The organism is Vibrio sp. OPT24 (assembly GCF_015163545.1).
Classification (GTDB): Bacteria; Pseudomonadota; Gammaproteobacteria; order Enterobacterales; family Vibrionaceae; genus Vibrio; species Vibrio cyclitrophicus.
On the sequence record NZ_JADDYI010000003.1, the window covers coordinates 21555 to 34544 of the forward strand.

The 12990-nt window shown below is 44.7% G+C and carries 13 protein-coding genes; 10 read left to right on the top strand and 3 right to left on the bottom strand.

Annotation, left to right across the window (positions count from 1 at the left end):
• Positions 1–13 precede the first annotated feature (13 nt).
• The 3 genes from recF to dnaA all read right to left on the bottom strand — a co-directional run bounded on the left by recF (position 14) and on the right by dnaA (position 3750).
• On the bottom strand, positions 14–1093 hold the full coding sequence (recF, locus tag IQO02_RS00725; protein ID WP_010433158.1) for a DNA replication/repair protein RecF: 1080 nt from the start codon (positions 1091–1093) through the stop codon (positions 14–16).
• A 53-nt stretch (positions 1094–1146) separates the two neighbouring features.
• Positions 1147–2247 (bottom strand): DNA polymerase III subunit beta, encoded by a 1101-nt coding sequence (dnaN, locus tag IQO02_RS00730; protein WP_010433159.1) that lies wholly within the window; start codon positions 2245–2247, stop codon positions 1147–1149.
• Positions 2248–2328: 81 nt separating this feature from the next.
• Complete coding sequence (gene dnaA, locus IQO02_RS00735) at positions 2329–3750, bottom strand: chromosomal replication initiator protein DnaA (RefSeq protein ID WP_016784132.1); 1422 nt, start codon at positions 3748–3750, stop codon at positions 2329–2331.
• Positions 3751–4060: 310 nt separating this feature from the next.
• On the opposite strand from dnaA, the gene IQO02_RS00740 reads away from it, so the two are divergent.
• The 10 genes from IQO02_RS00740 to mnmG form a co-directional block, all read left to right on the top strand.
• Positions 4061–4810 carry an amino acid ABC transporter substrate-binding protein gene (locus tag IQO02_RS00740; protein WP_016799610.1) on the top strand — a complete coding sequence of 250 codons (750 nt, stop codon included), beginning with the start codon at positions 4061–4063 and terminating at the stop codon, positions 4808–4810.
• Positions 4811–4940: 130 nt separating this feature from the next.
• Positions 4941–5612 (top strand): amino acid ABC transporter permease, encoded by a 672-nt coding sequence (locus IQO02_RS00745; protein ID WP_010433176.1) that lies wholly within the window; start codon positions 4941–4943, stop codon positions 5610–5612.
• On the top strand, positions 5609–6346 hold the full coding sequence (locus IQO02_RS00750) for an amino acid ABC transporter ATP-binding protein (RefSeq protein ID WP_010433180.1): 738 nt from the start codon (positions 5609–5611) through the stop codon (positions 6344–6346). The genes IQO02_RS00745 and IQO02_RS00750 overlap by 4 nt, the downstream gene beginning before the upstream one ends.
• A 206-nt stretch (positions 6347–6552) precedes the next feature.
• Positions 6553–6687, top strand: coding sequence for a 50S ribosomal protein L34 (gene rpmH / locus IQO02_RS00755; RefSeq protein WP_004735800.1), 135 nt, complete (start codon positions 6553–6555; stop codon positions 6685–6687).
• Positions 6688–6732: 45 nt separating this feature from the next.
• Positions 6733–7056 (top strand): ribonuclease P protein component, encoded by a 324-nt coding sequence (rnpA, locus tag IQO02_RS00760; RefSeq protein ID WP_016767542.1) that lies wholly within the window; start codon positions 6733–6735, stop codon positions 7054–7056.
• Positions 7023–7280, top strand: coding sequence for a membrane protein insertion efficiency factor YidD (gene yidD, locus IQO02_RS00765; protein ID WP_004735802.1), 258 nt, complete (start codon positions 7023–7025; stop codon positions 7278–7280). The genes rnpA and yidD overlap by 34 nt, the downstream gene beginning before the upstream one ends.
• Before the next feature lie 2 nt (positions 7281–7282).
• Entirely contained in the window at positions 7283–8902 is a 1620-nt protein-coding gene (gene yidC / locus IQO02_RS00770) for a membrane protein insertase YidC (protein WP_010433191.1), read from the top strand.
• 130 nt (positions 8903–9032) lie between these two features.
• Positions 9033–10394 (top strand): tRNA uridine-5-carboxymethylaminomethyl(34) synthesis GTPase MnmE, encoded by a 1362-nt coding sequence (gene mnmE, locus IQO02_RS00775; protein WP_029203022.1) that lies wholly within the window; start codon positions 9033–9035, stop codon positions 10392–10394.
• 49 nt (positions 10395–10443) lie between these two features.
• A complete protein-coding gene (mioC, locus tag IQO02_RS00780; RefSeq protein ID WP_010433198.1) occupies positions 10444–10878 on the top strand; it encodes an FMN-binding protein MioC in 435 nt (144 codons plus the stop codon).
• Between the two features lie 482 nt (positions 10879–11360).
• Positions 11361–12990 (top strand): tRNA uridine-5-carboxymethylaminomethyl(34) synthesis enzyme MnmG (gene mnmG, locus IQO02_RS00785; protein ID WP_228005984.1); only part of this gene is annotated, 1630 nt, incomplete at its 3' end.

Sequence of the window (12990 nt, forward strand, 5' to 3'; positions counted from 1 at the left end):
ACTCTCTGACTAATTATCCTTGCTCTATTTTGCCATGTTCCACATGAAACATCCTGCTATTTTCGTCATGCATATCAGCAATCTGATCAGCGGTAATAGAGCTTACAAAAACTTGAGCCTTAGTCGCCTTTAAACACTCAGCAAGACGTGCTCGGCGTTGGCTATCTAATTCGGAAGCGAAGTCATCTATTAAATAGATGCACTGCTTACCTGTCATTTGGGTGAGGTGCTGCCCTTGTGCAACGCGCAACGCGCACACCATCAACTTCAATTGACCTCGTGACAAGACATCTTCCACTGGAGTGCCGTTCACTTTTATCTTTAGATCCGCTTTGTTTGGCCCACTAAATGTGTAACCAAGCTGCTGATCCCTTTCAAAATTCTTTTCTAATATCTCAGCGTATGGGGTGTCTTTATCCCAACCACGATAGTAGTTAATCTTTATCTCAAACTCAGGAAGGAAGGTCGCACAGATTTCCTCTGCCACTTCTTTTAACTGCTCAACGTAGGTAGCGCGCCATTGGCTGATGCTTTCTGCTAAACGGGCTAATTCTTGATCCCAATAGCTTAGCTCTCGATAATTCGTTGCCGTTTTCAATAATGCATTACGCTGTTTATTGAGTCGCTTGACCCTGCCCCATGCATCATAAAAACCAGACTCACTATGGAAGACTCCCCAATCAATGAATGCCCGGCGATGTTTAGGTCCATCCGTCAGTAAATCAAACCCTTCAGGATGAATCAACTGCAATGGTAATACTTGAGCTAGCTGAGCTAATTTTTGCCCAGTTTGACCGCTTATTTTAACCTCTGTCGTGCCATCGCGCTGCTTATTAATGCCAATTGGCAGCTCAAATTGATCCGAGGTCATAAAACGGCCATGAACAAACAGTTCGCTACACTCATTTTGAATGATACGACCGGTTAATGAGCTTTTGAATGAGCGACCATGTCCGAGCAGATACACCGCTTCCAGGACACTGGTTTTGCCGCTACCGTTAGCCCCTATAAGAAAGTTAAAGCCTGATGACGGTTGAATGTCACAGGCTTCTATATTTCTAAATTGCTTAACGATTAAGCGCGATAAAGGCATAACGTCTTCATATTAATCTTCAATCACGACTCGGTAGGTCAACATATTGCAGCTTATAAACGAATTGGCATAACAACGTACATCGCGCTGTCATCTTGTGCATTTTCAATCAAGGCACTCGCATTAGCGTCTGACATTGAGATACGAACTTGTTCACAACGCAGTGTGTTCAGAACATCCAATACGTAGCTTACGTTAAAGCCAATCTCTAGCGCGTCACCGTCGAAGTTAACATCTAGCACTTCTTCTGCTTCTTCTTGTTCTGGGTTGTTCGCTGTAATACGCATCTCGCTATCCACAAGATTAACTCGAACACCACGGAATTTTTCATTCGACAGAATCGCTGCACGAGAAAATGCGGAGCGTAATTCATCACAACCGGCTTCAAGTGTCTTGGTAGTATTTTGCGGCATTACGCGGCGATAATCAGGGAAACGACCATCAACGAGCTTAGAAGTAAAGACATAGTTGTTCACTTCAGCACGCACATTAGAGTTGCCAATTTGCAGCGTTACAGGCTGTTCAGGCGCATCCAATAACTTCACTAGCTCTTGAACACCTTTACGGGGAACAATGATCTGCTTCTGGGCAAAGTCAGCACCCAATTGCGCTTGAGATACTGCCATACGGTGACCATCAGTCGCTACGCTGCGTAAGATAGAACCTTCAATCTCAAACAACATGCCGTTGAGGTAGTAACGAACATCCTGGTTCGCCATTGAGAATTGGGTTTTCTCGATAAGACCGCGTAGCTCAGCCTGTGTCACAGACACTTCAACTTCACTGCTCCAGTCTTCAATGTTTGGAAAATCTGCCGCTGGTAATGTTGCCAATGAGAAACGGCTACGACCAGAGCGAACCTGAATACGGTCACCATCCAATACCACAGTGATCACTGAGCTGTCTGGCAAACCACGGCAAATATCTAGGAACTTACGTGAAGGCACAGTAATGCTGCCCGCTTCGAAATCACCTTCAAGCGTTACACGGCTGATCAATTCAACTTCTAGATCCGTCGCTGTCATCGACAACACGTTATCTTCTACTTTAATTAGTAGGTTTCCTAGAATTGGAAGCGTTGGCCTGCCACCGAGTGCGCCAGATACTTGTTGTAATGGCTTAATCAGGTGACTACGTTCAATGGTAAATTTCATATCTTGCTCTTACGGTCTAAATGGCACTGCGTAATAGTACGTGGCCAAGATTCTGCTTATTAAGGTTAAGAATACTGTGTATTAAGAAGAAAGGGTACGAATCAAGTTCGAATAATCTTCTTTAATGTCGTGGCTCTCTTCACGCAGCTGAGCAATTTTACGACAAGCATGCAGTACAGTCGTGTGGTCACGGCCACCGAATGCATCGCCAATCTCAGGCAAGCTGTGGTTTGTTAGCTCTTTAGCCAGAGCCATCGCCAATTGACGTGGACGAGCAACAGAACGAGAGCGACGTTTCGACAAGAGATCGGCTACTTTGATTTTGTAGTACTCGGCTACTGTCTTCTGAATATTATCAATGGTGACCAATTTCTCTTGCAGTGCAAGTAGGTCACGCAGTGCTTCACGTACGAAATCGATCGTAATCGGGCGACCAGTGAAGTTCGCATTCGCGATAACACGGTTCAATGCGCCTTCCAGTTCACGAACGTTAGAACGTAGACGCTTAGCAATAAAGAAAGCCACTTCATCCGCAAGGTGGATTTGGTGGTCTTCTGCTTTCTTCATCAAGATAGCAACCCGCGTTTCAAGCTCTGGTGGCTCAATCGCAACCGTCAAACCCCAACCGAAGCGAGATTTAAGGCGATCCTCTACCCCGTTGATCTCTTTAGGATAACGGTCAGAAGTTAGGATGATCTGTTGGTTGCCTTCAAGCAGTGCGTTAAAGGTATGGAAGAACTCTTCTTGAGAGCGCTCTTTATTAGCGAAGAATTGGATATCATCGATAAGCAAAGCATCAACACTACGGTAGTAACGTTTAAATTCTTCGATCGCATTGTTTTGGAGCGCTTTCACCATGTCTTGAACAAAGCGCTCGGAGTGCATGTAAACCACTTTAGCATTCGGTTTATTATCGACAATGGCATTACCCACCGCATGCAACAAGTGCGTTTTACCTAAACCAGTACCACCATACAAAAACAACGGGTTATAAGCTGTTCCTGGGTTATCAGAAACCTGACGTGCCGCAGCCAAACCCAGTTGGTTCGACTTACCTTCAACAAAGTTATTAAACTTATGCTTTGGGTTCACGTTTGAACGGTGGTTAAGGTCAACCGCCACAGGCTCTTCATCGCGCCAGATATTGTGAACAGGCTTACGAGCTTGTAACTGCGCAGGTGCGGATGACTCAGCGGCCACATCGGCTGCCGTACGTGTACGCGCCGGTGCTGGTGTCGCAGGTTTAGGAGCAATCACGCGCTTGCTTCCCACTTCAAAATGCAGATGTGGGATATCGTTACCACAATATTCTTGCAGTAAACGGTTAATGCTATTTAGATACTTATCGCGAACCCAATCGAGTACGAAACGGTTCGGTGCAAATAGAGTTAGAGTATTGTCATTGAGTTCCGCTTGTAACGGACGAACCCACATACTGAATTCTGTAGCTGGTAACTCTTCTTGAAGCTGTTGCAAACACTGCAACCAAAGCGAAGATGACACGGTGCCCTCACTCTATTTAAGTAATATGAAATGACTGCTAATTTTACCTGTTGATAAGTCAGATCACCAGCAATTGATCACAGATCCAGTGAATAAGATCCAAGTTATTCACAATAAATTTGTAATTTATCGGTGGATCCACACATCTTGCCCCTAATTTACTCACATAATGATCCACTTATGCCCGGATCCTTGCTAGTTATCCCCAAAATGGGAATTCAATCTGGTTATGGTTAATAACATCTGGTTATTTATTCTAGAGAGCATTTTCCCAGTAACATCCAATCCCATAAATATAAGGAGTTACCAAATGAATAACTGGATTAAGGCTGCAATTGCGGCTATCGCACTCTCTGCTGCTACTGTTCAAGCTGCGACTGAAGTTAAAGTCGGTATGTCTGGTCGCTATTTCCCGTTTACGTTCGTTAAACAAGACCAACTACAAGGTTTTGAAGTGGATTTATGGGATGAGATCGGTAGGCGTAACGATTACAACGTTGAATACGTAACGGCAAACTTCTCTGGTCTGTTTGGTCTTCTTGAAACGGGTCGAATTGATACCATTTCAAACCAAATTACAATGACGGATGCGCGTAAAGCGAAATATCTTTTCGCAGACCCTTACGTAGTAGACGGCGCACAAATTACCGTTCGTAAAGGTAATGACAGCATCAAAGGAATCGAAGACCTAGATGGTAAGACGGTTGCGGTAAACCTTGGCTCAAACTTTGAGCAACTGCTGCGCAGCTACGACAAAGATGGCAAAATCAATGTGAAAACCTACGATACAGGTATTGAGCATGATGTCGCTCTTGGCCGTGCAGATGCGTTCGTTATGGATCGCCTATCAGCACTAGAACTTATCAAGAAGACAGGTCTACCATTACAGCTAGCGGGACAACCATTCGAAACAATTGAAAACGCTTGGCCTTTCGTTGACAACGACAACGGTAAAAAATTGCAAGCAGAAGTAAATAAAGCATTAGCAGCAATGCGCGAAGATGGTACGTTAGAAAGTATCTCTCAGAAATGGTTTGGTGCGGATATTACTCATAAGTAATTACTCACTTTCTCCATTCAAAGCCCACTGCTTTACACAGCGGTGGGCTTTTTGCTTTTGAGTTCAGATTAAAAAGCCTGATATAACAGTATTTCCAAACAACACTTCCAATAAAAATACGAGATAGATTATGGGATTTGACTTTAATTACATGCTAGAGCTACTGCCAATACTGCTGAAGTATCTTGGCACAACCATGGAGATGGCGACCTGGGGTTTGTTCTTTGCTCTTATCCTGTCTTTGATATTGGCAAATATTCGTGTATTCAAAATCCCAGTGCTCGATCAACTGAGTCAGCTGTATATTAGCTTCTTTCGCGGAACTCCGCTGCTAGTACAGTTGTTCCTTCTATACTACGGCCTACCGCAGGTATTTCCGTGGATGGTTGGACTCGATGCGTTTGGCGCGGCCGTGATTGGTTTAACCCTTCACTTTGCCGCTTATATGGCAGAGAGTATTCGTGCCGCGATTATTGGTATTGATCGCAGCCAAATGGAAGCCAGTTTGTCTGTAGGCATGACAACTAGCCAAGCAATGCGACGAGTCGTCTTACCGCAAGCAACTCGCGTGGCATTGCCTTCATTGATGAACTACTTCATCGACATGATCAAATCGACTTCACTTGCATTCACCCTAGGTGTAGCCGAAATCATGGCCAAAGCTCAGATGGAAGCGTCTTCAAGTTTCCGCTTCTTCGAGGCTTTCTTAGCTGTAGCGCTGATTTATTGGGGCGTGGTCGTTATCCTCACTCGTATTCAAATTTGGGCCGAAGTGAAACTGAATAAGGCGTATGTACGATGATCAAATTACAAAATATCCACAAGCAGTTTGGTGACACCGAAGTATTGAAAGGGATCGACCTTGAAATCAAACAAGGTGAGATAATTGTCATCATAGGTTCGAGTGGAACAGGTAAGTCCACACTGCTACGTTGCGTAAATTTTCTCGAGCAAGCCGATCAAGGTACGATTTCGATTGACGATATCAAGGTTGATGCTAAGAAACATACCAAAGCAGAGGTGCTGGCACTGCGCCGTAAGACCGGTTTTGTATTCCAAAACTATGCGTTATTTGCTCACCAAACTGCAAAGCAGAATATTGCTGAAGGTTTGATTACCGTTCGTGGTTGGAAAAAGAAGCAAGCCCATGAAAAAGCGCAACAAATACTCGATGATATTGGTCTAGGAGAAAAAGCAGATAGCTACCCTGCTGCGCTTTCTGGAGGTCAACAACAACGCGTTGGGATCGGCCGAGCAATGGCCCTTCAACCAGAGCTTTTGTTGTTCGATGAGCCTACTTCAGCGCTCGATCCTGAATGGGTTGGTGAAGTACTTAACCTCATGAAAAAATTAGCAAATCAGCATCAAACTATGCTGGTGGTTACCCATGAAATGCAGTTCGCTAGAGAGGTCGCAGACCGAGTGATCTTCATGGCCGATGGCCACATTGTCGAGCAAGGATCTCCACAGGATATTTTTGGTAATCCACAGGATCCAAAATTAAAAAAATTCTTAAATAAGGTTGGGATCGACTAAGGATCCTTGTGATTTTAGTTATTCTACGTATAATCCCCCGACCGGAATTTTAGTTAACCCAATCATTGACACTTTTTGTGACAGTGATTACAATTCCGCCTCTTTGTTGAGAGGCGTCGGTTTTCCTTTCTTATATAAAGAAGAGAAAAAATGCCCACGCCGGGTTTAACAAAAACCTAAAACTACTGATCAGTAAGGTAATTACAATGAAACGCACTTTTCAACCTACAGTTCTAAAGCGTAAGCGTACTCACGGTTTCCGTGCTCGCATGGCTACTAAGAACGGTCGCGCAACAATCAATGCACGTCGTGCAAAAGGCCGTAAGCGTCTTTCTAAGTAATCTTTGATTATTTTGAATAAGCTAGCCTTCGGTCGGGAGTTACGCTTGTTAACTCCCGAACATTATCAGAATGTCTTCAAGCAAGCTCATCGAGCTGGCTCCCCTCATTTCACCATCATTGCCCGAAATAACTCTCTTTCAAATCCTCGCCTTGGATTAGCCGTTCCGAAAAAACAGATTAAAACCGCCGTGGGTCGTAACCGATTCAAGCGTCTTACTCGTGAAAGCTTTCGTAACATTCAACACAAACTTCCTAACAAAGATTATGTTGTAATAGCTAAAAAGAGCGCGCAAGATTTAAGCAATGAAGAAATGTTCAAGCTACTCGACAAATTATGGCTTCGCCTGTCTCGCCCTTCGCGTGGATAGCGCTAATACCCATCTATTTTTATAGATGGTTTATTAGTCCACTCATCGGCCCACGCTGCCGATTTACTCCAACCTGCTCTTTATATGCGATAGAAGCGTTGAAAGCTCACGGTTTTGTAAAAGGGTGTTGGTTATCAGGCAAACGTCTATTAAAATGCCATCCTTTGAACGAAGGGGGCTTTGACCCCGTTCCACCAGTCCAAAAACAAGACAGAGATAAATAACGATGGATTCTCAACGTAATATCCTGTTAATCGCATTGGCTTTGGTTTCTTTCCTACTTTTCCAACAATGGAATGTAGCTAAGAACCCGGCTCCACAAGCGATTGAGCAGGCACAATCTGGCAGCACCCTACCAGCGCCATCTTATGCAGATGATCTAGACCCAGCTCCGGGCCAAGTTGCTTCTGCAAAAACTATCACAGTAACAACTGATGTACTGACTCTGTCAATTGATACGGTTGGTGGTGATGTCGTTAAAGCAAATCTAAATGATTACTCTGCAGAGTTCGATTCTGAAGATACTTTTGTTCTTCTTAAGAACGAACCAGGTCACCAATTTATCGCTCAAAGCGGTCTAGTGGGTCCTCAAGGTATCGACCTAAGCAGCACAAACCGCCCCAGCTACACAGTTTCAGCAGATAGCTTCACACTTGCTGATGGTCAGGATGAACTACGCATCCCGATGACTTACCAAGCGAACGGCCTTGAGTACACGAAAACATTCGTCCTTAAGCGTGGCAGCTACGCAATGGATGTTGAATACGATGTAGTCAACAACTCTGGTAACAACGCGACATTCGGCATGTACGCTCACCTACGTCAGAACGTTATGGACGACGGTGGTAGCCTAACAATGCCAACTTACCGTGGTGGTGCTTACTCTACGGAAGATACACGCTATAAAAAATACAGCTTCGACGACATGCAAGATCGCAACCTGTCTCTTAACCTAGCAAATGGTCAAGGTTGGGCAGCGATGATTCAGCACTACTTTGCAAGTGCATGGATTCCACGCGACGAAGCAGGCAGCAACCTTTACACTCGTGTCATTGGTAACCTTGGCGACATCGGTGTTCGCATGCCGAACAAAACCATTGCTACTGGCGACGAAGCAAGCTTTAAAGCAACGCTTTGGGTTGGTCCTAAACTTCAAGACCAAATGGCTGCTGTTGCACCAAACCTAGACCTAGTAGTTGACTACGGTTGGTTATGGTTCATTGCTAAACCACTTCATACTCTGCTTTCGTTCATTCAAGGCATCGTTGTGAACTGGGGTCTGGCAATCATCTGTCTAACGTTCATCGTTCGTGGTGCTATGTACCCACTAACGAAAGCTCAGTACACGTCTATGGCGAAAATGCGTATGCTTCAGCCTAAGCTGACTGCAATGCGTGAGCGTATTGGCGACGACCGTCAACGCATGAGCCAAGAAATGATGGAGCTTTACAAGAAAGAAAAAGTAAACCCACTGGGTGGCTGTTTACCTATCCTTCTACAAATGCCTATCTTCATTTCACTATACTGGGCACTAATGGAGTCAGTTGAACTGCGTCATTCACCGTTCTTCGGTTGGATTACTGACCTTTCAGCACAAGACCCATACTACATTTTGCCACTTCTGATGGGTGCTTCAATGTTCCTAATCCAGAAGATGAGCCCGACAACTGTAACGGATCCGATGCAGCAGAAGATCATGACCTTTATGCCGGTTATGTTCACATTCTTCTTCCTGTTCTTCCCTTCAGGTCTGGTTCTTTACTGGCTAGTATCGAACATCGTAACTCTGATTCAGCAAACGCTTATCTATCGCGCGCTGGAAAAGAAAGGCTTACATTCTAAGTAAGTTCGATAACAGAAAGAGATAAAGAAAGGCGACCAAAAGGTCGCCTTTTTGTTTTTAGCTGATTACAATTCAGCTAATTGATTAATCGTGAACGCCCCATTGTGGCTTTCACATGCTAGCAGGCACAACTATGACTACAGATACGATTGTTGCTCAAGCGACCGCGCCTGGCCGTGGTGGCGTAGGTATTATCCGCGTTTCCGGCCCACTGGCCACTCAGGTTGCATTAGAAGTAACAGGCAAAACACTCAAGCCTCGCTATGCGGAGTACCTGCCGTTTAAATCTCAGGATGGCATCGAACTCGACCAAGGTATCGCGCTTTACTTCCCTAACCCACATTCGTTTACTGGCGAAGACGTGTTAGAGCTGCAAGGTCACGGCGGACCAGTGGTTATGGACATGCTAATCAAACGCATCCTAACTATCACAGGCGTGCGTGCTGCACGTCCTGGTGAGTTCTCAGAGCGTGCCTTCTTGAACGACAAGATGGACTTAACGCAAGCCGAAGCCATTGCTGATTTAATTGATGCAAGTTCGGAAGAGGCGGCAAAATCGGCACTACAGTCTCTACAAGGTGAGTTCTCTAAACGCATTAACACGCTGGTTGATTCACTGATACACCTACGAATCTATGTTGAAGCGGCTATCGATTTCCCTGAAGAAGAAATTGATTTTCTTGCCGACGGTAAAGTAAGTGCTGACTTACAGGCTATCATCGACAATCTGGAAGCCGTGCGCCAAGAAGCCAATCAAGGTGCCATCATGCGTGAAGGCATGAAGGTCGTGATAGCCGGGCGCCCAAATGCGGGGAAATCGAGCTTATTGAATGCATTATCAGGCAAAGAATCTGCAATTGTGACCGATATTGCAGGCACCACACGTGATGTATTGCGTGAACATATCCATATTGATGGTATGCCACTGCATATTATTGATACCGCAGGCCTGCGTGATGCTTCAGATGAAGTAGAAAAAATTGGTATTGAACGAGCTTGGGAAGAAATTGCTCAGGCAGACCGAGTTTTATTTATGGTCGATGGCACCACAACAGACGCAACTGACCCGCAAGATATCTGGCCAGATTTCGTTGATCGTCTACCAGACAACATCGGAATGACGGTAATTCGTAATAAAGCGGATCAAACCAGTGAAGAATTAGGCATTTGTCATGTTAACGATCCAACCCTGATTCGCTTATCAGCAAAAACAGGCCAAGGTGTCGACGCTCTGCGTAGCCACCTCAAGGATTGCATGGGTTTTGCTGGTGGTCATGAAGGTGGCTTTATGGCGCGCCGCCGCCACTTAGACGCCTTAGAACGTGCATCAGAGCACTTGGACATCGGCCAACAACAGCTTGAAGGTTATATGGCCGGAGAGATCTTGGCAGAAGAGCTTCGAATCACTCAGCAACATCTTAATGAGATCACGGGTGAATTTAGTTCAGATGACTTATTAGGTCGCATCTTCTCTTCATTCTGTATTGGCAAATAATCTTTAAAGGCCGGCTTATGCTGGCCTTTTCTTTAGTAAGGACAGTTTAATGATCCACATTATTACAGGCAGTACCTTAGGTGGTGCTGAGTACGTTGGCGATCACCTTAATGATCTTCTTGAAGAGCAAGGTCAAGAGATAACCCTTCATAACCAGCCGGAATACGATGACATTCCCCAACAAGGCTTTTGGTTGTTAGTGACTTCAACTCATGGTGCTGGCGAGTTTCCAGATAATATTAAGCCGTTTATCGACGCATTGACCCAGCAATCACCAGATTTAAGTCAGATTCGCTTTGCTGTCGTAGCGCTTGGGGATTCAAGTTACGATACCTTCTGTTTGGCGGGAAAATCAGTCCACAGCTTGCTGAAAGAGCTCGGTGCCCACCCTATTTCTGACTGTTTTACCATCGATGTACTGGAAACTCCGGTACCTGAAGACGCTGCAGAAGCATGGTTTAACGATCATAGTGACCAGTTTTAAACTCTCCTATATCCCAAAAAGCGGCTTATGCCGCTTTTTTTGCCTCTGAATATCGTGATTGTGAATAACTTTTTTCCAAAAAAATTAAAAACTATCCATTTATTTTCAATTTCTTCTGTGGATAAGATCATACATATACGGTGATTAACCTATAGTTATCCAAATAACAAGTTTTAGACTAATTTCTCCCTGTGAATAAGTAGCCATTTTGATCCCAGCTAATCCTCATCATGATCAAAGTTAGATCACATGGTTTGATCCAAAAAAGATCCATGATCTTGTTGATCATTTTTGACTTATCCACAGACACCCTCGATCCTAATAATAGATCTAATAAAAGATCTCTTTAAAGATCTTATCTATATTAATTAAAAACTGCTTTTTCGAAAAATTCCAAAAACGTTTTCTCAAGCTATGAAAACAGGTAGAATATCGCTCCTTTTTATCTGTCTAGAAAACATTTGAATACCTGAGGTTGGTTCATGCTTTATCACGAAAAATTTGACGTCATCGTTGTTGGTGGTGGCCATGCAGGAACGGAAGCCGCACTCGCATCTGCACGTACTGGTCAAAGTACGTTATTACTTACTCATAATATCGATACGTTAGGACAAATGTCTTGCAACCCAGCTATTGGCGGGATCGGTAAGGGCCATTTGGTTAAAGAGGTCGATGCAATGGGTGGATTAATGGCGCAAGCTATTGATCATGCAGGTATTCAGTTCAGAACATTGAACGCATCAAAAGGCCCTGCAGTTCGTGCGACTCGTGCACAAGCTGACCGCGCACTTTACAAAGCTTTTGTTCGAAATACTCTTGAAAACACACCAAACCTAACTTTGTTCCAACAATCGGTTGATGATTTGATCGTTGAACAAGATCAAGTGGTCGGTGTGGTGACGCAGATGGGCCTTAAGTTCCGCGCTGATGCTGTGGTACTGACTGTTGGCACCTTCCTAGGCGGAAAGATCCATATTGGTATGGAAAGTTCTTCTGGTGGTCGAGCCGGTGATCCACCATCGATCGCACTTGCTGACCGTCTTCGTGATCTTCCATTCCGAGTTGATCGCCTGAAAACAGGTACACCCCCTCGTATCGATGCGCGTAGCGTTGATTTTTCTGAGCTTGAGGTTCAGCACGGTGATAACCCGACGCCTGTTTTCTCGTTCATGGGTAGCCGAACTCAACAGCCTCGTCAAATTCCATGTTATATCACGCATACCAATGAAAATACGCATGACGTTATTCGCGCTAACCTAGATCGCAGCCCAATGTACGCGGGTGTGATTGAAGGTATTGGCCCTCGCTACTGTCCTTCGATTGAAGACAAAGTGATGCGTTTTGCTGATAAGAACAGTCACCAAATTTTTATCGAACCTGAGGGTCTAACGACTCATGAGCTATACCCGAATGGTATCTCTACCAGCCTACCGTTTGATGTACAGGTTCAAATTGTTCGTTCGATGAAGGGCTTTGAAAATGCTCATATCGTTCGCCCTGGCTATGCGATTGAGTACGATTTCTTTGATCCTCGCGACCTTAAGCTGACTTACGAAACTAAGTTTATTAAAGGTCTATTCTTTGCGGGTCAAATCAACGGTACCACTGGCTACGAAGAAGCAGCTGCACAAGGCTTGATGGCAGGTCTCAATGCAAGTTTGTTTACTCAAGGCAAAGAAGGCTGGAGCCCGCGTCGCGATCAAGCTTACATGGGCGTTCTTATCGATGACTTATCGACGATGGGCACCAAAGAACCTTACCGTATGTTTACGTCTCGCGCGGAATACCGTTTGCTCCTTCGTGAAGACAACGCTGATATCCGTTTGACGGAAAAATCACGTGAACTTGGCTTGGTGGATGACGCTCGTTGGGCTCGATTCAATGAGAAAGTAGAAAACATGGAGAAAGAGCGTCAACGTCTGAAAGAAACGTGGATTAATCCTAAATCTGAAGATATTGATCAACTGAACCAAATTCTTAAAACACCAATGTCTCGTGAAGCGAGCGGTGAAGATCTTCTTCGTCGCCCTGAAATGACTTATTCACAGCTAACTGCATTGGATCGTTTTGGTCCGGCACTGGAAGATCAACAAGCGTCTGAGCAAGTTGAGA

Coding starts and splice junctions, on each gene's coding strand:
- recF (WP_010433158.1), bottom strand. CDS start 1,093: ATGCCTTTATCGCGCTTAATCGTTAAGCAATTTAGAAATATAGAAGCC.
- dnaN (WP_010433159.1), bottom strand. CDS start 2,247: ATGAAATTTACCATTGAACGTAGTCACCTGATTAAGCCATTACAACAA.
- IQO02_RS00740 (WP_016799610.1), top strand. CDS start 4,061: ATGAATAACTGGATTAAGGCTGCAATTGCGGCTATCGCACTCTCTGCT.
- IQO02_RS00745 (WP_010433176.1), top strand. CDS start 4,941: ATGGGATTTGACTTTAATTACATGCTAGAGCTACTGCCAATACTGCTG.
- IQO02_RS00750 (WP_010433180.1), top strand. CDS start 5,609: ATGATCAAATTACAAAATATCCACAAGCAGTTTGGTGACACCGAAGTA.
- rpmH (WP_004735800.1), top strand. CDS start 6,553: ATGAAACGCACTTTTCAACCTACAGTTCTAAAGCGTAAGCGTACTCAC.
- yidD (WP_004735802.1), top strand. CDS start 7,023: ATGGCTTCGCCTGTCTCGCCCTTCGCGTGGATAGCGCTAATACCCATC.
- yidC (WP_010433191.1), top strand. CDS start 7,283: ATGGATTCTCAACGTAATATCCTGTTAATCGCATTGGCTTTGGTTTCT.
- mnmE (WP_029203022.1), top strand. CDS start 9,033: ATGACTACAGATACGATTGTTGCTCAAGCGACCGCGCCTGGCCGTGGT.
- mioC (WP_010433198.1), top strand. CDS start 10,444: ATGATCCACATTATTACAGGCAGTACCTTAGGTGGTGCTGAGTACGTT.